Raw genomic sequence first — 20,892 nt, 5'->3', positions numbered from 1 at the left:
ACTGGTCGAAATCGGGCAAATACCCGATGCTGTCGGAACCGCGCCCCGAATATGGTGGTCTTGTCCTGCACGAAACCTTCGGCAATTTCGCCTTCGCCATTGCCGCGCGCGTGCTCGGCCTGCGCGATCTCGGCCCGGCGATCTCCCCGTTCAACGCCTTCCTCATCCTGACCGGCCTGGAAACCCTGCCGCTGCGCATGCAGCGCCACTGCGACAATGCCGTCACCGTTGCCGCCTGGCTGTCCAACCACCCCAAGGTCGCATCGGTGAATTACCCCGGCCTGCCCTCAGACAAGAACAACGCGCTGCAGAAGAAGTACTCACCACTTGGCGCCGGCGCCGTGTTCACCTTCGCGCTGAAGGGCGGCTATGACGCGGGCGTCAAATTCGTCGAGGCGCTCGAGCTGTTCTCGCACCTCGCCAATGTCGGCGACACCAAGTCGCTGGTCATCCACCCGGCCTCGACCACGCACCGCCAGCTTTCCGACGAGCAGAAGGTCAAGGCCGGCGCAGGACCGGACACGGTGCGGCTTTCGATCGGCATCGAGGACGTCAACGACATCGTCGCCGACCTCGAACAGGCGCTAGCCAAGGTCTGATCGATCATGAGCGAGTCAAACTTTCTTTCCATCGGCGTCGACGCTGTCGACGCCGAACAGGGTGCACCGGCGCCCGACCGGCTGATCTCGGGCGATCCCAAATTCCGCACCTGGAATGTCGAGGAGCGCGACGGCGGCCTCTATGCCGGCATATGGGAATCGACCCCGGGCAAATGGCGCATCGTCTATGACGAGTGGGAGTTCTGCCACATCCTGTCCGGCGTTTCGGTGATCGCGGAGGACGGTGGGCAAGCGCGCACCGTCAAGACCGGCGACAGCTTTGTGCTGAAGCCCGGCTTCAAGGGCAGCTGGGAAGTGCTTGAAACGACTCGCAAGGAGTATGTGATCAAGCTTTGATCTCGCGTCGCCATGATGCTCGCGATCGGGGGGACAAACCGCTGTCCTGCCGAGCTATTTCAGAGGCAGAAAGAGTTCAACGACCACTTCGCGTAGCGGGCCCTCCGGGAAGTGGGACAGATGTCGTTGGCAATAGATCGGAAAGTCGCGTGCTTCCTCGCCGCTGGCCGGAAGCCATTCACGATAAAGATAAAGTGCTGCGGGTTCGAGATTGTTGGTATTGCCAGGGTAGCGCAGCACCGCGCAGCGCCCGCCGGGGATCACGCCAGCCTTCATCTGCCCGTCATTCGCCTCGATCGGCCGGTCTGTCCCGGCACAAATGTCCATGCTGTAGTCAGCCGGGACCGCGGGCTCCCTTTCGGAACGGAAGACGTTGAAGGTCGGGCTTGTCTCGGGCGACAAGCCCGCCGCCTTACGCCAGGCGATGAACCGCTGGATGGTGTCCTGGAGCGTCGCCCGGTCTCCGCGGTGCTCCATGATCGCCACCGGCGTCGGGGGCACATCGCGGATCGTCACGTCGTCGTGTTCAAAGATTATCTGCATAAGCGTGTTCCTTGCTTTTTCGAGGGGCCCGAAGGCCATGAGCCACGACCCCCAGTCGGGAGACTTCCGGAACGACGACGGCGATTGTCCGAACCGTTGCCGAAAGGCGCGGGCGAAGGCATCCGGCGCGTCGTAACCGGCATCCATGGCTATGTCGGTGACGCTTTGGGCGTCACTTTCGGCAAGTCTGTACGAAGCACGCTTCATGCGGGCGAGCTGGACATAGCGATGCACGGACACCCCGAAGGTGGACGTGAACTGCCGGTGGAAATGATATTTCGAGAACGCCGCGACACCGCTCAACGCCTCCAGCCCCAGATCGTCATCCAGATGCTGGTCTATATGGTCTAGCACCCGCTGCATTCGGGCTGGGTAGTTTTCAAGTGCGGCCTTCAACGTCTCTTTCTCCGTGACGACACCAGTTAGGCCTTTCCGAATATATCGCGCTCGACCGATCTTGCGATTTGGCATGGATCGACAGGGGCTGCCAGCAACGGCCTTCAGGCTCTCCCCCAAGCTTGTGCTGCCTGCGTATGACTATTTCGCTGGAACTGGCTGAGACAGCTTCCGGTGCCTTGTCGTGGAAGGGCATCGTGGGCGGTCCGGTGAGCCGACCTTGTGGTTGCTGCTGGCGCTATGGCTGGAATAGGCCGGCGACCAAATCCGCGCTTCGTCAAAAGCCGACGGCGAGCCTTTCCAGCCCATGGAAGTGGTAAGTGTCGCGGAAGCTTGGCCTTTCGGCAAGATGCAGCTTCGGGTGCCGTTCGAACAGGGTTTTCAGCGACACCTGCAATTCTAGCCTGGCCAGCGGCGCGCCGATGCAGAAATGGATGCCGGCGCCGAATGACACGTTCTTCTGGTCCGGACGATCGGGCCGGAAAGCTTGCGGTTCGGCGAAGGCGCGCGGGTCATGATTGGCCATGCCCAGCATCAGCCCGATCGTCTGGCCCGGCTGCACGACAATGCCAGGCGCGACTTCGATCTCCTGATAAGCGTAGCGCGTGAACATGTGCAGCGGCGCGTCGAAGCGCAGGCATTCCTCGACCGTTGCCGCGGTCGCTTCGGGTGAGCCGAAGAAGCGGCTGACATCGCCGCCTTGCATAAGGATCGCACGGACAGCGTTGCCGGTCTGATGCACTGTCGCTTCATGACCGGCATTGAGCAGCAGGATCGCCGAGGACACCATCTCGTCCTCCGACAGCTTTTTGCCGTCCTCCTGCGCCGAGATCAGCAGCGACAGCAGGTCGTCGCCAGGGTTCTTGCGTCGCTCGGTGACATGGAAACGCAGGAAATCGGCAAATTCGCCCGCGGCTCGGTTGGCCGTCTCTTCGATCGCGCGCGTGCGGCCATGCATGTACATGGCAACCATCTGGTGCGACCAGTCGAGCAGTTGCGGCCCCATGTCGACCGGCACACCGAGCATTTCGGCAATGATGGTGATCGGCAAGGGCGCCGCGAAGGCAGGCAACAGGTCGACCGTCTTGCCTGGTTCGAAACGGTCGATCAGCTCGTTGGCCAAAGCCTCGACACGCGGCCGCAGCCGTTCGACCTGACGCGAGACGAAGGCGCGGTTGACCAGTGTTCTCAGCCGCGTGTGCACCGGCGGCTCCAGTTCCAGCATCGAATTGGCTTCGACGCCGTCGAAAGCCCTGAGATGGCTGCGGTCCTGTCCGATACCGCGACTGTCTGGAATGCCGGCCGGATTCTGGCGGCCGAAACGGCGGTCGCGCAGCAGCCGGTTGACGTCGTCGAAGCCGCCAAAGCACCAGAAGCCGAATTCTTCCCAGAAGAATGCATTCGATAGGCCGTGGAGGAAAGCATAGGCATCATAAGGGTTTTGAAAAAAAGCCGGCTCGTGCGGGTCGAGCCGCAGATGTCGCGTGGCTGGATCAAAGGCCAGGGCAGGTGGCGTCAATTTGCTCATGCCAGACCAATAGCGCGGCTTGCCAGCCTGGTTCCAGACCGTATGTTGGCGCCCGCAATCCAATACGTTGAGCCAGCCGACCGGCTGCGGAAAGTCTGATTTGATGAAGGTGATCGTTGTCGGTGCGGGTATTGCCGGCCTCTCGACCGCGTGGTCGCTGGTCAAGGCGGGTCACAGCGTTTCGATCGTCGAGCAGGGGCCGATCCCAAACCCGTTGGCCGCCTCGGGCGACCACCACCGCATCATCCGCCGCGCTTACCGCGCGGGGACCGGCTACGGCCGGCTGATCACCGAAGCCTACCAGGCCTGGGACGAGATGTGGGCCGACCTCGGCGAAAACCATCTCGATCCCAGAGGATTTGTCTGCATTTCGCGCGAGCCCGGCGACGAGGCCGAGGAATATCGCGAGGGCCTGGAAGAAGGCAATTTTCCGTTCGAACTGCTGGAGCCCGATGCAGCCGTGAAACGCTGGCCGTTTCTGGAAGCCGGGTCGTTTCGCTACGCCTATTTCTCGACCGAAGGCGGCGCCCTGCATTGCCGCAAGATCGCGTCCGGCCTGGCAAAGTGGCTGCGCGCCAACGGCGCCAATGTCTACGAAAACAGCAAGGTCGTCGAGGTCGACGCCGAAGCCGGCCACATCGTGCTCGAAAGCGGCGAGACGATGCAGGCCGACCGCATCGTCGTCGCCGCAGGCGCCTGGGTGCTAAAACTGTTTCCGGAACTGGACGGAGAATTGAAGACCTATCGAACCGCACTTGCCTATGTCGAACCGCCGGCCGACCTCAAGGCGGCCTGGCAGGCGGCACCGGTCGTGCTCGATGTCGGCGGCGCGATCGACGGCTATGTGATCCCGCCCTCCGGCGGCGCCGGCATGAAATTCGGTTCCGGGCTGCACAGGGTGCCGACCAGCGACGCCGACTGGAACCGTCAGCCGGTGGCGGGCGAGGGCGAGGCGATCCGCAACCTGTTTTCGCCGCCGATCGCCCGCATCGCGGAGTATCGCGTGACCGAGGTCGTCACCTGCGCCTACACTTTCACATCAGACGAAAAATTCATGGCGCATGGAAAGGGCAAATGCCTTGTTGTCTCGGCATGCTCCGGCCACGGCTACAAGTTCGGCGCGGCGGTCGGCAGGCGCGTTGCCGCTGCTGTCGGCGATGGGGATATCGCCGGTCTGAAGGCATGGCTGCGGGCGGAGGTCGCCTGAAACACGAGGCCAAATCCGCAGCGGTTCAATGATTGAGTTCGTCTGCGGCGGCAATGACTTCGGACACAATCGCCCGAACGTCATCCAAGGTCGTCCTGTGATTGACGAAACACGCCCGCAGCGCGAATTGACCGTTGATCGTTGCATTCGACAGATACACGCGGCCGCGCGCGATCACACGGCGCAGGATCGCTTCATTGTCCTTAGAGCGGTGACGGAAACAGACCGCGCTTAGCGATACCGGCGCAAGCTGCTCAAGCTCCGGCTGTGAAGCGATTGCCTGTGCCAGCATCTGGGCATGGTAGAGATCGCGCGCGATGGCTTCGCGATAGGCACGGCGCCCGTGATACTGCAGCGACATCCAGAGCTTCAGCGCACGGAAGCGCCGAGACAGTTCGATCGACTCTTCAAAGAATGCAAATGCTTCCGTTGGGTCTTCGCTCAATATCCTGACGTAGTCGTCGCTGTGCGAGAAAGTCGTGCGCGCAATGTCTGGGTGGCGATTGAGCAGGCAGCCGCAATCGAGTGGCTGATAGAGCCATTTGTGCGCATCGAGCGACAGCGAATCCGCCAAAGACAGTCCCTGGAACTTTTCCGGGACGGCCAGCGCCGCCAGTCCCCCATAGGCCCCATCGACATGCATCCACAACGCTTCCCTACGGGCAATGTCTGCGATTTCGGGAAGGGGATCGATCGCACCGGAGATGATGGTGCCGACCGTGGCCACGATGGCGATGGGCATGTTGCCGATGGCGCGGTCGGCGGCAATAGCCGCCTGGAGGGCATCCGTCCGCATCCTGAATTTGTCGTCGACAGGGATCAAACGGAGATTTTTTCTACCGATCCCCAACAGCGCGACGGCCTTGGGAATGGACATGTGCACTTGCTCGGAAGCATAGATCACGCACGGTCGCACGCCTGTTTCGTTGGCTGGCAGCTTCGCTTCCCGCGCCATCGCCAGGGCCATGAGGTTCGCCGTCGAGCCGCCGCCGCACAGGCTGCCTGTAAATCCGGGGCAACCGACAGCCTCCGCCAACCATTCGACGACGGCGCGTTCGATCGATGTCGCAGCCGGTGCCGAGCGCCACGACGTCACATTCTGATTGAGCACCGCAGCCAGCAATTCCCCCAGCGCGCCGATCGGTTCGCCGGAGCCGACGACATAACCGAAGAACCTGCCGGTTGAAGGCCGCACATGCTCCGCTATCGACTTGAAATCCTGCAAGACTTCCCGACCACGACCGCTCTCCTGCCAAGGCCGCGAGAAGAGTTCCGTCGTCTGTTTGCCGCTGGTCGTGGGATACGTCCGACGTTCCTCGAGGGAGGCCCAATAAGCTTTGGCAAGCGCCAAGGCTTCTTCGGCAAGGTCTGACAATTCCTGATTGGAAATTTCCAGGTCGCGCATGCCCTCAGCCCAACGGAGATCCGCTGCGACGCAGGTTACGCCATGCGCGCTAATCCTGGCAATGCCTGGGAATATGCACCCGCCGCCAACTGGATGAGCCTTCCCGGACCAACACACGACGCGCGACGGTCTGGTAGGAGGCGGGGACATCGATGACGCGCCTTTGTTCCGGCCGCACCAGCACCTCCTCGGCGATGCTGTCATATTGTGCGGGAATGACGACGCGCCGCGTGCGTTCGGGCTGGATCACGATGGTCTCTGCGACGCGTTCGTAGCGCGCCTTGTGCCATACCTTGCACAGCACCTTGCGGCCATGGATGACGCGCCATTCCCAGGAATAGCCGCCGCCATCGACCCGGACCGTACGGTAGACGGTGCGGGTGACGGCCGGTACGATCTGGTAGGTCACTTGCGCCGGAACGGTCATCACGACGCGCTCGCGCGTGCCAAAGATAGGGGCGATATAGTCGACCTGCTGACCGGGCGGACTGATCATCACGTCTTCATAGACCGTGTCATAGACGGCCGGACTGCGGACGGGTTCATAGCATTCGACGGCGCGGCCGCCGGCCGCCGTCTGCGAAATCGTGCCGAGCACGGTCAGGCCGGCAATGGTGAAGCATGCGGTTTTCCCGGGCATGGCACTCCCCCTGTTGAACTCTATGCATAAGTTCAACGTTGAATTGTAGAGGAAGCCGTCTCGGAAAAAAGCGGTTTCGGCGCATTTCGTTAAGTGACGCGGTTAAGAAACTGCTACGTTGCGGGGCCGGCGATGCGGCTCCGGACCCGCGGAAGCATCCGCCGCCGCGAATCCTTGGTCAGAAAGCTTGATTCGACTTACCCAGATGGCTAGGAGGGGTCGGCCTTGCACAAGGACGAGCCGGCATCCTATTTACGGAATACCGATCCAGAACCGATTCTGCCCGATCTGCCGGCATTCCCGGCGCCGGAATCCCACCGCGAGATAAGAGATACCTGATGAAGAACCCCGTCGAAACCTACATGAACCTCGTTCCGATGGTGGTCGAACAGACCAATCGCGGCGAGCGGGCCTACGACATTTTCTCGCGCCTCCTCAAGGAGCGCATCATTTTCATCACCGGTCCGGTCGAGGACGGCATGGCGACGCTGGTCTGCGCGCAGCTTTTGTTCCTCGAAGCTGAGAATCCGAAGAAGGAAATCAACCTCTACATCAATTCGCCGGGCGGCGTCGTCACCTCGGGCATGGCGATCTACGACACCATGCAGTTCATCAAGCCGGCCGTGTCGACGCTCTGCATCGGCCAGGCGGCTTCGATGGGTTCGCTGCTCCTGACTGCCGGTCACAAGGACATGCGCTTTGCCACGCCGAACGCCCGCATCATGGTTCACCAGCCTTCCGGCGGCTTTCAGGGCCAGGCGTCCGACATCGAGCGCCATGCCCTGGATATCATCAAGCTGAAGCGTCGCCTCAACGAGGTCTACGTCAAGCACACCGGCAAGAGCTATGAAGAGATCGAGAAAACGCTCGACCGCGATCATTTCATGACCGCCGACGAAGCCAAGGATTTCGGCCTCATCGACAAGGTCATTTCGTCGCGCGAGGCGGCCGAAGGGGCGCTGGCATAAAGGCAAGTTGGCAGTTGGATGGCACCATCACGCGCTTTTGGCGCGTCTTGCGGCATTTCGGCCACAATTGGCTGTTCCCTCGGGGGACAGGATTGCCTACGTTAAGGCTATGTTGAGTTTCGGCGGCTTAGCTTTATGCGGGGTTGTCGCGAATCATTGCCACGTTTTCTGATTTGTGTTTCGTACGGAATGCGTTGCGGGAGCCGGGACACACTGGCGGCGGCGGATTCCCGCGATAGATAGAGTATGCGCCCTTTCAGCCAGACCATCGGCGGGCGGCCATGAAAGGACATGAAAATGAGCAAGGTCGGCAACAACAGCGGCGATTCCAAGAACACGCTTTACTGCTCGTTTTGCGGCAAAAGCCAGCACGAAGTGCGCAAGCTGATCGCCGGTCCGACGGTCTTCATCTGCGACGAGTGCGTCGAGCTCTGCATGGACATCATCCGTGAAGAGAACAAGACCTCGATGGTGAAGTCGCGCGAAGGCGTGCCGACACCGCAGGAGATCCTCAAGGTTCTCGACGACTATGTCATCGGTCAGCCCTACGCCAAGCGCGTGCTGTCGGTGGCGGTCCACAATCACTACAAGCGCCTCGCGCATGCCGGCAAGAACAACGATGTCGAACTGGCGAAGTCCAACATCCTTTTGATCGGCCCGACCGGTTGCGGCAAGACGCTGCTCGCGCAGACGCTGGCCCGCATCATCGACGTGCCGTTCACCATGGCTGACGCGACGACGCTGACCGAAGCCGGCTATGTCGGCGAGGACGTCGAAAACATCATCCTGAAGCTGTTGCAGTCGGCCGACTACAATGTCGAGCGCGCCCAGCGCGGCATCGTCTACATCGACGAAATCGACAAGATTTCGCGCAAGTCGGACAATCCCTCGATCACCCGCGACGTGTCGGGCGAGGGTGTGCAGCAGGCGCTCTTGAAGATCATGGAAGGCACCGTCGCCTCCGTGCCGCCACAGGGCGGCAGGAAGCACCCGCAGCAGGAATTCCTGCAGGTCGATACAGCCAACATCCTGTTCATCTGCGGCGGCGCCTTCGCCGGGCTGGACAAGATCATCTCGGATCGCGGCCGCAAGACGTCGATCGGCTTCGGCGCGGTCGTCGCTTCGCCGGAGGATCGCCGCACTGGCGATGTTTTCCGCCTGGTCGAGCCCGAGGACCTGTTGAAGTTCGGTCTTATCCCTGAGTTTGTCGGCCGTCTGCCGGTCCTGGCGACGCTGGAAGATCTCGACGAACCGGCGCTGATCCAGATCCTGACCGAGCCGAAGAACGCGCTGGTCAAGCAGTATCAGCGGCTGTTCGAGATGGAAAATGTCGACCTGACCTTCCATGAGAACGCTCTTTCGGCGATCGCCAAGCGCGCTATTGAGCGCAAGACCGGCGCGCGCGGCCTGCGTTCGATCATGGAGGCGATCCTGCTCGACACGATGTTCGAGCTTCCCGCACTCGAAGGCGTGCGCGAAGTGGTGATTTCGGAGGAGGTGGTGACCGGCAGTGCCCGGCCGCTCTACATCTACTCCGAGCAGAAGGAAAAGAAGGGCAATGTCAGCGCCTGACATGAGCCCGCAGCGAAATTCTGAAACGGCGCCGCAAGGCGCCGTTTTGCTGTCGCACAGCGGTTTTGCGCGGCGTACGGGCTGGCGTCGCAAATGTGTCACTCGCGGACGGGTTGGGAGTGCGGATTTGGACACGCCCCTTGATCTTTGGGGGTCGTGCATCCAACTAACTGGAGAAGGCCGAGGTGCCCGATTTCTGTGCTGTAAAACTCCCGTCACAAACGGTGGTAGGCGGAACGATCCCCGGTCGTTAATATAAGATTCGCGGTTGGCTCAATTAGCGGCCGCGACATGAAAGGTTGGACAATGGCCAAAGTATCCAAGGCACCCAGCGACGGCGTCTTCGCAGTTCTCCCACTGCGCGACATCGTGGTGTTCCCGCACATGATCGTTCCGCTCTTCGTCGGGCGTGAGAAGTCGATCAAGGCGCTGGAAGAGGTGATGGGTCAGGAAAAGCAGATCCTGCTTGCCACCCAGATGAATGCCGCTGATGACGATCCCGAGCCCGATGCCATTTTCGACATCGGCACGCTCGCCAATGTGCTGCAATTGCTCAAGCTGCCCGACGGCACCGTCAAGGTTCTGGTCGAGGGCGCCTCGCGTGCGAAAATCGTCTCGTTCACCGACCGTCCCGATTTCCACGAGGCCCGCGCCGCGGCGCTGGTCGAGCCGGAAGAGGAAGAGGTCGAGGTTGAGGCGCTGGCGCGTTCGGTCGTCACCGATTTCGAGAATTACGTCAAGCTGAACAAGAAGATCTCGCCCGAAGTGGTGGGTGCTGCCAGCCAGATCGACGACTACTCCAAGCTCGCCGACACGGTTGCCTCGCATCTCGCCATCAAGATCCCCGAGAAGCAGGAGATGCTGGCCACGCTTTCGGTCAAGGAGCGGCTGGAAAAGGCGATGGGCTTCATGGAAGCCGAAATCTCCGTCCTGCAGGTGGAGAAGCGCATCCGCTCGCGTGTCAAGCGCCAGATGGAGAAGACGCAGCGCGAGTACTACCTGAACGAGCAGATGAAGGCGATCCAGAAGGAACTCGGCGAAGGCGAGGACGGCCGCGACGAGGCCGCCGAGATAGAGGCGCGCATCAAGAAGACCAAGCTCTCCAAGGAGGCCCGCGAAAAGGCGGAAGCCGAGTTGAAGAAGCTCCGGACGATGTCGCCGATGTCGGCTGAATCGACGGTCGTGCGCAACTATCTCGACTGGATCCTGTCTATCCCGTGGGGCAAGAACTCCAAGGTCAAGCAGGACCTGGCTTTCGCGCAGAACGTGCTCGATACCGACCATTTCGGCCTCGACAAGGTCAAGGAGCGCATCGTCGAGTATCTCGCCGTGCAAAGCCGCCAGAAGAAGCTGAAGGGGCCGATCCTGTGCCTCGTCGGCCCTCCCGGTGTCGGCAAGACCTCGCTCGGCAAGTCGATCGCCAAGGCGACTGGACGCGAGTTCATCCGCATGGCGCTGGGCGGCGTGCGTGACGAGGCCGAGATCCGTGGCCACCGGCGCACCTATATCGGCTCGATGCCCGGCAAGGTCATCCAGTCGATGAAGAAGGCCAAGAAGTCCAACCCGCTCTTCCTGCTCGACGAGATCGACAAGATGGGCCAGGACTTCCGTGGCGATCCGTCATCGGCGTTGCTCGAGGTCCTCGATCCGGAACAGAACTCGACGTTCATGGACCACTACCTCGAGGTCGAATACGATCTGTCGAGCGTCATGTTCGTGACGACGGCGAACACGCTGAACATCCCGGCGCCCTTGATGGACCGCATGGAGATCATCCGTATCGCCGGCTACACCGAGGACGAGAAGATCGAGATCGCCAAGCGGCACCTGATGCCTAAGGTGATCCGCGATCACGCGCTGCAGCCGAAGGAGTTTTCCGTCGGTGAGGACGCGATCCGCGCCATCGTCCAGACCTACACCCGTGAAGCGGGCGTCAGAAGCCTGGAGCGCGAGCTGATGAAGCTCGGGCGCAAGGCGGTGACCGAGATCCTGAAGACGAAGAAGAAGACGGTGAACATCACGGCGGCGAACCTCGCCGATTACCTCGGTGTTGAACGCTTCCGCTTCGGTCAGGTCGAGGCTGACGATCAGGTCGGTGTCGTTACCGGACTCGCCTGGACGGAAGTCGGCGGCGAGCTGCTGACGGTCGAAGGCGTCATGATGCCCGGCAAGGGCCGCATGACGGTGACCGGCAATTTGCGCGACGTGATGAAGGAATCGATTTCGGCGGCGGCCTCCTATGTCCGCTCGCGCGCCGTCGATTTCGGCATCGAGCCGCCGCTGTTCGACAAGCGCGACATCCACGTGCACTTGCCGGAAGGCGCCACGCCGAAGGACGGCCCGTCTGCAGGTGCTGCCATGGCGACAGCCATTGTATCGGTACTGACGGGTATTCCGGTCCGGGCGGATGTGGCGATGACCGGCGAGATAACGCTTCGCGGCCGCATCCTGCCGATCGGCGGGCTCAAGGAGAAGCTGCTCGCCGCACTGCGCGGCGGCATCAAGAAGGTGCTGATCCCGGAAGACAATGCCAAGGACCTGGCGGAGATTCCGGACAATGTGAAGAACGGCATGGAGATCATTCCGGTCTCACGTGTCGGCGAGGTGTTGCGCCACGCGCTGGTGCGTATGCCGGAGCCGATCGAATGGGTCGAGCCGGTCAATCCGCCGGCTGCGACAGACAGTGCCGACGACGCTGGAAAGTCCCTGGCGCATTAGAGCGCCGGGCGTCCATCTGGACGCACAAAGGACGCTCTAACGCCCAGACTTGCGCATGGCCCTTGCCGCAAACCGGCTACGGTTTTCGGGGCCATGCGTTGGTTTTCGTCGAGGTTGCAGCGCACAAACGGAGAGCCGGGCCTGACGCCCGGCTTTTTCATGTGAAAAACCCCGGAATTCCGGGCTTTTTCCGCTTTTTTCCTGCCTTTTCGACTTGGTTGCGGGAGCGCTTCTTTCTAAAGTCCGTTTCCTGCCGGATGAGTCGATAGTTCCGGTGTTCTCATGGAAGGGAATTTTTATGAACAAGAACGAACTGGTGTCCGCTGTCGCCGACGCCGCGAGCATTTCGAAGGGTGACGCGCAGTCGGCGGTCGATGCGGTATTTTCCGTGATCACCGGCGAACTGAAGAAGGGCGGCGATGTCCGGCTTGTCGGCTTTGGCAATTTCACCGTGTCAAAGCGTGCCGCCTCGACCGGCCGCAATCCTCAGACCGGCGCCGAAGTGAAGATCCCGGCGCGTACCGTGCCGAAGTTCTCGGCCGGCAAAGGCCTCAAGGACGCAGTCAACTAAGCGTTTTTTCTTTTCAGAGACCTCAGAAAAGCCGGGCTTGCCCGGCTTTTCATTTTGGTGCCCTACGCCGGTTCATGCGACCAGAAAAGCCGGGCTTGCCCGGCTTTTCATTTTGGTGCCCGACGCTGACGCGACGCGGCCGGCTTATGCGGTCGGCGCATCAGTGCGCATAAGACCTTCCTCCTTGAGATCCGCCCAAAGTGCTGCGGGCAGTTTCGCATCGAGCAGCGAGCGATTGCTCTCGACTTCGCTCGGCCGTTGGCCACCGGGGATCACCGAAACGACTGAAGGATGCAGCAGCGGGAATTGCAGGGCGGCCTCGATCAGCCTGACACCATGACGCTTGCAGACGTTCTCGATCCCGGCGACCCGGTCGAGTATGTCCTTCGGCGCTTCGGAGTAGTTGTAGTAGGCTCCGGGCTTCGGCCCTGTTGCGAGGATGCCGGAGTTGTAGGGTCCGCCGAGAACGATGCCGATGCCGCGTGCCTGGCAGAGCGGCAGGAAGGACGTCAGCGCCTCCTGTTCCAAGAGCGTATAGCGCCCGGCCAGCAGGAACAGATCGAAGTCGCCGCGCTCAGCCAGCGTCTGCGCGACCTGCCACTCATTGATGCCGCCGCCGAACGCCTTGATCACGCCCTGGTCGCGCAGCGACAGCAGGCCGTAATAGCCCGAGCGCATGAACTCCTCGATGCGCCGGTCGGAGGCTTCCTTGCTGCCATGCGTGAAGATGTCGACATCGTGCACGAAGAGGATGTCGATCCGGTCGACGCCGAGGCGCTCAAGCGAGGCTTCGAACGAGCGCATGACACCGTCATAGCTGTAGTCGTACACCTCGCGGCGTGATGGCGTGTCGAAGAACTTGCCGATGCCGGTGCGCTCTTCGGGCGGGCAGGCACGCATGATGCGGCCGACCTTGCTCGACAGCACATAGTCGTCGCGCTTCTTGCCGCGCAGGAACGGGTTGAGCCGCGTTTCCGAGAGGCCGAGCCCATAGAGCGGCGCGGTGTCGTAGTAGCGGCAGCCGGTCGCCCAGGCGGCCTCCAGCGTAGCGTTGGCGTCCTCGTCGGAGACGGCACGGTAGAGATTGCCGAGCGGCGCCGCGCCGAAGCCGAGCTCGGTGAAACTGATGCCGCCATTGCCGATGCGGTCGAAATGCCGTGTCTTCATATCCTGCTGTTTGCCTCGCCTGATTTGTCTGACATGACACTATCACGCCTGTGATCAGGCAAAAGCATAGCTGCGCGTTGGACACGCATTTTCGCGGTTGCTAGCATGAACGAAATCAAGCTGTTCGTGGCAGCAAGAGCGGCAAATACCAGGGTGATTTTTCAATGGCGGGTTTGCGGTGAGCGACAAGAGCAAAAGCCTGTTCGAGACCTCACTTGAGGAGCTGGGTGGCGTGCTGGCACGCATCGACGAAAGCCGGATCGACGCCGCCTGCAAAACGCTAGCCGGCGCGCGACAGATCGTCGTCTATGGCTGCGGCCGCGAGGCCTTGCAGGTCAAGGGTTTTGCCATGCGGCTCTACCATTTGGGCCTGCCGGTTTCCGTGGTCGGCGACATGAACACGCCGCCGCTGGGGCAGGGCGATGTCTTCCTGGTCAGTTCCGGGCCGGGAGAAACCTCGACCGTGCTGACCCTGATGCAGGTCGCGCGCCAAGCAGGTGCAACCAATCTCCTGCTGACCGCCCAGGCCGAAGGCAGCGCGGCAAGGCTTGCCGACTTCACGCTGCTCATTCCCGCGCAGACCATGGCCAACGATCAGGGGGCGCAAAAAACATCGGTCCTGCCGATGGGCTCGGTGTTCGAAGGCGCGCTGTTCCTGCTGTTTGAGGTGATGGTGCTGAAGCTTAGGGAATTGACCGGCGTGTCGCCCGAAGCCATGCGCGCCCGCCACACCAACATGGAATAGATCATGCGCTATGAACTGATGCTGCCACACCAGATCCGCAGGGCGATCGCCGAGAATTGGCCGGTCGCTCTGCCGCTCGGCGTGCTGGAATACCATGGCGAGCATATGGCCGTCGGCATGGACACGCTGGCCGTCATCAAGACGCTGGAGCTGTTCGAAAAGGAGAAGGACGTCGTCATCCTGCCGCCCTTCTACTACGGTGCGGCAAGCTATGCGGTGGCGCCGCCGGAAGGCAGCGGCTCGGTGCAGGTCGGCGGCAATGCGCTGGCGCCGTTCGGCGAGGAGCTGTTCTACAGCCTGTTGCGCATCGGCTTCCGCAACATCCACGCCATTATCCACCACCAGACCGAGAACTTTGTCGCCGGCATGCCGACCGATCTGGCGTTCAAGGCCGCCGGCCGCCAGGCGATCTTCCGCTTCCTCGAAAAGGAGCGCGGCGAGGGCTGGTGGGGGTCGCAGGCGATGGCGGACTATTATTCAGGACACGCGGCGGGTGAAAATTTCTTCAACTGGGTGCAGGTGCATCCGCTGATGTCGGCTGACATGAACGGCAAGTACCCGTTCGACCATGCCGGCATTGGCGAGACCTCGCTGATGCTGGCGCTATGCCCGGAGGCTGTCGATGCCAATCACTTCGCCGACAATACCGGCTGGTACACGGCGAGCGCCAAGGATGCTTCGGCAGAGCTCGGGCAGAAGGGCGTCGCCATGATCATGGACCACCTGCGGGCAATATTGGGACGCTAGCGCGCGGCTTCCCTTCTCCCACAAGGGGGAGAAGGTAAGAGGGCGCCATGCTACTTCACCGCGCCCGCGGTCATGCCCATGATCAGATAGCGCTCCAACGCGATGCCAATGACGGCGAGCGGCGCGATGGCCGCCGTCGCTAGTGCCGCCATCGACCACCAGTTGATGCCTTGCGAGCCGGTCTGGCTCGCCACCATGACCGGGATCGTCTTGGCGTCGGTCGAGGTCAAAAGGGCGGCGAAGAAATACTCGTTCCAGCACAGCACCATCGCCAGGATGAAGGCGGCGACCATGCCCGGCAGCGCGATCGGCATGACGATGCGGAAGAACGCGCCCCAGATCGACAGCCCGTCGACAAGGGCGGCTTCCTCGAGCTCGACCGGGATCGAGTTGAACTGGTCGCGCATGATCCAGATGACGATCGGCAGCACCATCAGCGTGTAGAGCAGGATCAGCCCGATGCGCGTGTCGAGCAGGCCGACCTCGCGGTAGAGCACCAGGAAGGGCAGCGCCAGCACCACCGGCGGCAGGATCAGCTGCGACAGGAAGAAGAACGAGATGTCCTCGTTCTTGAACCAGGCGAAATGGTAGCGATAGCGGGTGAGCCCGTAGGCGGCGAGGCTGCCGATGATGATGGCGAGGCTCGACGCGCCGACCGAGGTGATCACCGAATTCATGAAGCGCTTGAGGAACTCCTCGCGCACGGTCGAGGTCTGGAAGATCGAGTCCGGCGACAGGCCGAGCGAACGCCAGCCCTTCCAGTCCGGCTGGAAGTCGACGAAGGGGATGAGATGGCCTTGCGTGACGTCGACTGCGGTTTTGAACGAGGTCGTGATCGTCCAATAGATCGGGAACAGGCAGATGAACGCCCAGAAGGCCAGCGCGCCATAGATGAAGACGCGGCTGGCGAGGAAGCTCGCCGGCGAGCGGATCTCCGAGGCGACATATTCGGTGGTCTGAACGCTCATCGGGCTCAATTCACCCCCATCTTGCTTTAATTGACATTGCGGACAAAACGGTTGGCAAATTTCAACAACCACGTGACGAACACGACGATGATCACCAGATAGGCCATCGCCAGCATGGTTCCGTAGCCGACATTCGAGCGGTCGCGGTATTCGCGGTAGATGAAGCTCGACACGGAATCGGTGGCGCCGCCGGGGCCGCCGGACGTCACGGTGATGATGATGTCGGCAAGCTTCAGCTTGAAGATGATGCGCAGGACCACCGCCGTCACCGACACCGGCAGCATCAGCGGGAAGGTGACCTGCCAGAAGGTCTGCCACGCATTGGCGCCGTCGACGCGTGCGGCTTCGAGCACCTCGCGCGACATCGCCTGCAGCCCGGCCAGCAGCATGATCATCATGAACGGAATGAAGGTCCAGGCATCCAGTATCATGATCGATATGCGCGCGATGATCGGATCGGAGAAGAAGGCCGGATTTTCCCAGCCGAGATGGCGCGCCAGCGTTGCGGCCGGTCCGAACCTGTATTCCATCAGCGATTTTCCGATCATCCACGACACCGCGACCGGCGACAGCATCAGCGGCATCAGGAAGACGACGCGGAAGAATTTTCGCGCCCGGATCTGGGCGTTGAGGAGCAGCGCCAAGCCGAAGGCAATGACATATTCGACCGCCACCGCCAGCACGTAGAGCACCATGTTGAACAGCGCGTTGCGGTAGTAGGGATCGCCCAGCATCTGCCAGAAATTGTCGAGCCCGTTGAACCGGCGGCCGCTGAAGGAACTGAGGTTCCAGTCGGTGAGTGCGATGTAGAAACCGAACAGCGTCGGGAAGATGACCATGGCGATGGTGAACAGCAGCGCCGGCAGCAGAAACAGGGCACGCTGGCCGTCTTCGCCGCGCGTCAGCACCTGGCCGACACCGATCGCCACGCCCCACAGCACATAGGCATAGACGACGGGGCGCCAGGTCTCGAAGCCGATCGTATCGGGGCTGCCCTTGTAGAGGATCTCCAGCACGATCGTCGCCAGCAGGCCAAGCGTCGCAACGGCCATCAGCGCCCAGCCAAGGCGTTTACGGCCTGGAGAGATCAGATCGGAAGTGCCGGCATCTGCCGGCCACGGGTTCGCGGTCGATGTCTGGTCAGCCACAAATCTCGCCCGTTTGAAGGCTCTCGAGGAGCCGGAGCCTGTCTAAAGTGGTCCGGCGTTGCCGCCGGACCACGGTTCATAGGCCAGCCTACATGCCGAGCGAAGCTTTGTAGAGCTTGATCTGGTTGTCGCGCCCGATCTGGTCGGTCAGCTTCTCCCATGCCGCCGCGATGGCGTCGGCGCCTTCCTGCGCCTTCATCTTGCCCGCGAAAGTGTTGGCCAGGATGTCCTCGGCGGCGCTGTAGTACTGGAAGATGCCGGGGATGCGTGGCTCGATCGCCGCGTTCGGATGGTTGTAGCTGTCGGATTCCGATTTGAGGTAGGAGGTGATGAAGGCCTCGTCGTAGCCGGCCGCCACCCATTCGGGAATGTCGAAATGCGAGTTGCGGTAAGGCTGGAAGCCCGACGGATACATCGCCGTCCAGATCGACAGGTCCTTGCCGCCGAGATGGGCTGCAGCGGACCATGCCGCCTTCTTCTTCTTTTCGTCGGCATCGACGCGGGCCATGACATAGACGCCCCAGCCGAGATAGGCGCAGTTGGGCGCATAGTTCGGGCCGCTGGCGAGCTTGTCCCAGGCGCCGGTCTTCGCATTGTAGACATCGTCCGAGCCCGGCAGGATCGAGAAGCCGGTGACGTCGCCGACGACGGAAGAGTCGTTGGTCTTGACGTTGGAGCCGACGTCGCCCCACCAGGTGACCATCGAGCCGGTGCCGGCCAGGAACTGCTGGAAGGCGGTCGTGTTCGGATCGGCGTTGATCTGGTCGGCGGGTTCGGAGGGCAGCGCGTCGATGACGTCCTGGATGGCGCGCACCCAGGCCGGATTGTTGACGCGCGGCTTCATCGTGTCGGCGTCGAACAGCCAGGCCTTGTCGTCGGGGTGCTTGGCATAGGCGGTGGCGCGGCTGCCAAGGAAATAGAAGCCGAAGCCGCCCCAGGGCTTCGGCGCGTCGAGATAGCCATAGACGTCCTGGTCCTTGAGCTTCTTGCCCTTCAGGAACTTGGTCACCGCCTGAACCTGCTGCCAGGTCTTCGGCACGCCCCATTCACCTTCGCCGCCGCCGTCCTTCCAGGCCTTGGCGAGGTCGGCATCGGCGAACACGTCGGTGCGGTAGTTGAAGTTGTGCGCGTCGCCGTCGACGGTCACGCGGTATTGCTTGCCGTCCCAGGTGCCGACCGGCGGCTTCAGATAGCTGACCAGATCGTCGAAATCGATCTGGGTCTTGACCCAGTCGGGCATTTCCGACGTCAGGCCCTTGCCGCAGACATCACCTTCGAACGGCGCGCCCATTTCGATGATGTCGAAGTCGACGGTCCCGGTCGCGATCGACTGCTGCAGGCGGGCGTTGTAGTCGGCCTGCGCCAGGTCGATCCAGTTGATCTTGGCGCCGGTATAGGTCTCCCATGGCTTCAGGAAGCCGCGGAACAGCACATTGTGCAGGTTCTGGTTGTTGAGACCCATGAAGGTCAGCTCGACGCCGGCGAATTCGCCTTCCTTGACATTGGCCTTGGTGGCTTCGAGGCAGAGTTCACCGACCTTCTGGAAATCGGCGTCCGTCGGCTGGCCTTTGCCGACGCCGGGGATCTGCAGGATTTTTGTGCGCAATTCGCTTGCCGCGGAGGCCGGGCGCGTCAAGGCGCCAAGTCCGGCGCCGGATGCGGCTGCGATCGCGGCCATGCTTGCCGCACCCTTCAATATGTCGCGCCTTGTGGCGCCGGCTCGAACCAGTTTGTCGTAAAGACCCGTTCTCATCGCCTATTCCTCCCAGAACATCAGTGTGAATAAATCGGCCAACTGTCGGACGCCGGAGCGCCAACGATGCTCCCGTTTCGGAAACGAATTAGGCAGGACCCCACCCTGCGTCGATTGAAGTTCCGATTGCGGATCGGGCACCGACATTTTGACCAGCGCCTGCCACTATTCTCACAACCCAACGCCGTGTCAACGAGAGCGGGTTTTTATCTATAAGGGACCGACTTGCCCTGGCAGGTCGCGTTGGTTAGCTTCTGCGCCTACGGCTAATGGAGCCGATGGGGGAGACATGGCGCAAGTCGCGATCAGCAAGGTGGCCAAGGCCTTTGGAACGGTCAAGGTTCTGCACGAAGTCAGCGTCGATATCGCAGACGGACAGTTCGTGGTGCTGGTTGGCCCTTCGGGTTGCGGCAAGTCCACGCTGCTCAGGATGGTGGCCGGGCTGGAGACCGTCTCCGCCGGCACGATCGCCATCGGCGACCGCGTCGTCAATCATCTGCCGCCGGCCAAGCGCGACATCGCCATGGTGTTCCAGAACTATGCGCTCTATCCGCACAAGACGGTCGAGCAGAACATGGCCTTCGCGCTCAAGCTCAGGAAAACCGATCCGGCCGTGGTCGCCGAGCGGGTCAAGCGCGCCGCCGACATCCTCGACCTCAATCCCTATCTGAAGCGCTATCCCCGCCAGCTTTCCGGCGGGCAGCGCCAGCGCGTGGCCATGGGCCGCGCCATCGTGCGCAATCCGCAGGTGTTCCTGTTCGACGAGCCGCTGTCCAATCTCGACGCCAAGCTGCGCGTGCAGATGCGCACCGAGATCAAGGAACTGCACCAGAGGCTGAAGACCACCACCATCTACGTCACCCACGACCAGATCGAGGCCATGACCATGGCCGACAAGATCGTTGTCATGCGCGACGGCCGCATCGAGCAGGTCGGCGCGCCGCTGGAACTGTTCGACCGCCCGGCCAACCTGTTTGTCGCCGGCTTCATCGGCTCGCCTTCGATGAACCTGCTCAAGGGCACCATGCGCAAGGGCGACAAGCCCGGTGTCGACATCGCAGGCACGCTGTTCCCGATCGGATCGGGCAATGCCGCGCAGGACGGTCAAGCGGTCGTCTATGGCGTGCGACCGGAGCACCTCGAGATCCATCCCGACGGCGTGCCGGCGAAGATTTCGGTGGTCGAGCCGACCGGCTCGGAAACGCTGGTGTTCCTGCGCTTCGGCGAAGGCGAGATGGTGGCGCTGTTTCGCGAGCGCCACGACTTCAAGCCGGGCGATACGCTGAAGCTGAAGCCAAGGCTCGACCAGATCCATCTTTTCGACGCAGAGACCGGCAAGCGTCTCTGATCCCAACTCACGAGGAATACCATGCTCAAAGGCATCAACCCGCTGCTCAATGCCGACGTGCTGCAGGCATTGCGGGCAATGGGGCATGGCGATGATCTGATCATCGCCGACACCAATTTTCCGTCCGATTCGGTGGCGCGCCAGACGGCGCTCGGCCGCGTGCTGCGCATCGATGCCTCGGCCGCGCAAGTGGTCAAGGCGGTGCTGTCGCTCTACCCGCTCGACACGTTCGTCGACGATTCGGCCGCGCGCATGGAAATCGTCGGCAAGCCGGACGAGATTCCTGCAGTGCAGAAGGAAGTGCAGAAGGAAGTCGATAAGGCCGAGGGCAAGTCGTGGCCGATGATCGCGGTCGAGCGCTACGCCTTCTACGAGCGCGCCAAACAAGCCTATTGTGTCATCCAGACCGGCGAACGCCGCTTCTATGGCTGCTTCGCCTTCCGCAAGGGCGTCGTGCCGCCGGATGCGGAGTAGCGGCATGGCTTCGGGCAAGCCGGTCGTCATATTGGGTG

19 protein-coding genes are annotated in these 20,892 nt (G+C 61.9%); 11 read left to right on the top strand and 8 right to left on the bottom strand.

What is annotated here, in order from left to right:
• Both ENZ74_RS02965 and ENZ74_RS02960 read left to right on the top strand, forming a co-directional pair.
• Positions 1 to 599 (top strand): PLP-dependent transferase (locus ENZ74_RS02965; protein WP_206522253.1); only part of this gene is annotated, 599 nt, incomplete at its 5' end.
• A gap of 6 nt (positions 600 to 605) precedes the next feature.
• Positions 606 to 956 (top strand): cupin domain-containing protein, encoded by a 351-nt coding sequence (locus tag ENZ74_RS02960; protein ID WP_063167787.1) that lies wholly within the window; start codon positions 606 to 608, stop codon positions 954 to 956.
• A gap of 54 nt (positions 957 to 1,010) precedes the next feature.
• Here the strand turns inward: ENZ74_RS02960 and ENZ74_RS02955 are convergent, their stop codons facing one another.
• Positions 1,011 to 1,895: an AraC family transcriptional regulator gene (locus ENZ74_RS02955; RefSeq protein WP_063170209.1), complete on the bottom strand. Its 885-nt coding sequence runs from the start codon at positions 1,893 to 1,895 to the stop codon at positions 1,011 to 1,013.
• Between the two features lie 277 nt (positions 1,896 to 2,172).
• Positions 2,173 to 3,423, bottom strand: a complete 1,251-nt coding sequence (locus ENZ74_RS02950) for a cytochrome P450 (protein WP_063170210.1) — start codon at positions 3,421 to 3,423, stop codon at positions 2,173 to 2,175.
• 103 nt (positions 3,424 to 3,526) lie between these two features.
• On the opposite strand from ENZ74_RS02950, the gene ENZ74_RS02945 reads away from it, so the two are divergent.
• Positions 3,527 to 4,630: an FAD-dependent oxidoreductase gene (locus ENZ74_RS02945; RefSeq protein WP_063167788.1), complete on the top strand. Its 1,104-nt coding sequence runs from the start codon at positions 3,527 to 3,529 to the stop codon at positions 4,628 to 4,630.
• A 25-nt stretch (positions 4,631 to 4,655) separates the two neighbouring features.
• Here ENZ74_RS02945 and ENZ74_RS02940 read toward each other — a convergent pair whose 3' ends face one another.
• Both ENZ74_RS02940 and ENZ74_RS02935 read right to left on the bottom strand, forming a co-directional pair.
• On the bottom strand, positions 4,656 to 6,035 hold the full coding sequence (locus ENZ74_RS02940; protein WP_063167789.1) for a pyridoxal-dependent decarboxylase: 1,380 nt from the start codon (positions 6,033 to 6,035) through the stop codon (positions 4,656 to 4,658).
• Positions 6,036 to 6,084: 49 nt separating this feature from the next.
• The gene (locus tag ENZ74_RS02935) at positions 6,085 to 6,675 is read right to left on the bottom strand and encodes a hypothetical protein (protein WP_063167790.1); all 591 of its coding nucleotides are present in this window, start codon (positions 6,673 to 6,675) and stop codon (positions 6,085 to 6,087) included.
• A 338-nt stretch (positions 6,676 to 7,013) separates the two neighbouring features.
• Here ENZ74_RS02935 and clpP point away from each other — a divergent pair, with 338 nt between their 5' ends.
• The 4 genes from clpP (at position 7,014) to ENZ74_RS02915 (ending at position 12,504) form a co-directional block, all read left to right on the top strand.
• Positions 7,014 to 7,643 (top strand): ATP-dependent Clp endopeptidase proteolytic subunit ClpP, encoded by a 630-nt coding sequence (gene clpP, locus ENZ74_RS02930; RefSeq protein WP_013532191.1) that lies wholly within the window; start codon positions 7,014 to 7,016, stop codon positions 7,641 to 7,643.
• Positions 7,644 to 7,940: 297 nt separating this feature from the next.
• Positions 7,941 to 9,215 carry an ATP-dependent Clp protease ATP-binding subunit ClpX gene (gene clpX / locus ENZ74_RS02925; protein ID WP_013532190.1) on the top strand — a complete coding sequence of 425 codons (1,275 nt, stop codon included), beginning with the start codon at positions 7,941 to 7,943 and terminating at the stop codon, positions 9,213 to 9,215.
• A 306-nt stretch (positions 9,216 to 9,521) separates the two neighbouring features.
• A complete protein-coding gene (gene lon, locus ENZ74_RS02920; protein ID WP_013532189.1) occupies positions 9,522 to 11,933 on the top strand; it encodes an endopeptidase La in 2,412 nt (803 codons plus the stop codon).
• Positions 11,934 to 12,231: 298 nt separating this feature from the next.
• Positions 12,232 to 12,504 carry an HU family DNA-binding protein gene (locus tag ENZ74_RS02915; protein ID WP_006201846.1) on the top strand — a complete coding sequence of 91 codons (273 nt, stop codon included), beginning with the start codon at positions 12,232 to 12,234 and terminating at the stop codon, positions 12,502 to 12,504.
• A gap of 144 nt (positions 12,505 to 12,648) precedes the next feature.
• Here ENZ74_RS02915 and ENZ74_RS02910 read toward each other — a convergent pair whose 3' ends face one another.
• Positions 12,649 to 13,671 carry an aldo/keto reductase gene (locus ENZ74_RS02910; protein WP_063167791.1) on the bottom strand — a complete coding sequence of 341 codons (1,023 nt, stop codon included), beginning with the start codon at positions 13,669 to 13,671 and terminating at the stop codon, positions 12,649 to 12,651.
• A 178-nt stretch (positions 13,672 to 13,849) separates the two neighbouring features.
• On the opposite strand from ENZ74_RS02910, the gene ENZ74_RS02905 reads away from it, so the two are divergent.
• Both ENZ74_RS02905 and ENZ74_RS02900 read left to right on the top strand, forming a co-directional pair.
• A complete protein-coding gene (locus ENZ74_RS02905; protein ID WP_027162393.1) occupies positions 13,850 to 14,416 on the top strand; it encodes an SIS domain-containing protein in 567 nt (188 codons plus the stop codon).
• 3 nt (positions 14,417 to 14,419) lie between these two features.
• Positions 14,420 to 15,163, top strand: coding sequence for a creatininase family protein (locus tag ENZ74_RS02900; RefSeq protein WP_063167792.1), 744 nt, complete (start codon positions 14,420 to 14,422; stop codon positions 15,161 to 15,163).
• A 50-nt stretch (positions 15,164 to 15,213) separates the two neighbouring features.
• Here ENZ74_RS02900 and ENZ74_RS02895 read toward each other — a convergent pair whose 3' ends face one another.
• From ENZ74_RS02895 to ENZ74_RS02885, 3 genes are all read right to left on the bottom strand, one after another.
• Positions 15,214 to 16,131: a carbohydrate ABC transporter permease gene (locus ENZ74_RS02895; RefSeq protein WP_013532185.1), complete on the bottom strand. Its 918-nt coding sequence runs from the start codon at positions 16,129 to 16,131 to the stop codon at positions 15,214 to 15,216.
• Between the two features lie 26 nt (positions 16,132 to 16,157).
• On the bottom strand, positions 16,158 to 17,279 hold the full coding sequence (locus ENZ74_RS02890; RefSeq protein WP_024504588.1) for a sugar ABC transporter permease: 1,122 nt from the start codon (positions 17,277 to 17,279) through the stop codon (positions 16,158 to 16,160).
• 88 nt (positions 17,280 to 17,367) lie between these two features.
• Complete coding sequence (locus ENZ74_RS02885; protein WP_013532183.1) at positions 17,368 to 19,032, bottom strand: sugar ABC transporter substrate-binding protein; 1,665 nt, start codon at positions 19,030 to 19,032, stop codon at positions 17,368 to 17,370.
• A 289-nt stretch (positions 19,033 to 19,321) separates the two neighbouring features.
• Between ENZ74_RS02885 and ugpC the strand changes: the two genes are divergently transcribed.
• The gene (gene ugpC / locus ENZ74_RS02880; protein ID WP_024504587.1) at positions 19,322 to 20,380 is read left to right on the top strand and encodes a sn-glycerol-3-phosphate ABC transporter ATP-binding protein UgpC; all 1,059 of its coding nucleotides are present in this window, start codon (positions 19,322 to 19,324) and stop codon (positions 20,378 to 20,380) included.
• 21 nt (positions 20,381 to 20,401) lie between these two features.
• Positions 20,402 to 20,854: an RbsD/FucU family protein gene (locus tag ENZ74_RS02875; RefSeq protein WP_027162392.1), complete on the top strand. Its 453-nt coding sequence runs from the start codon at positions 20,402 to 20,404 to the stop codon at positions 20,852 to 20,854.
• Positions 20,855 to 20,892 lie beyond the last annotated feature (38 nt).

The organism is Mesorhizobium sp. M7A.F.Ca.CA.002.15.2.1 (assembly GCF_003998715.1).
GTDB classification, from domain to species: domain Bacteria; phylum Pseudomonadota; class Alphaproteobacteria; order Rhizobiales; family Rhizobiaceae; genus Mesorhizobium; species Mesorhizobium ciceri.
This window is presented reverse-complemented; position numbering and strand designations above follow the sequence as displayed.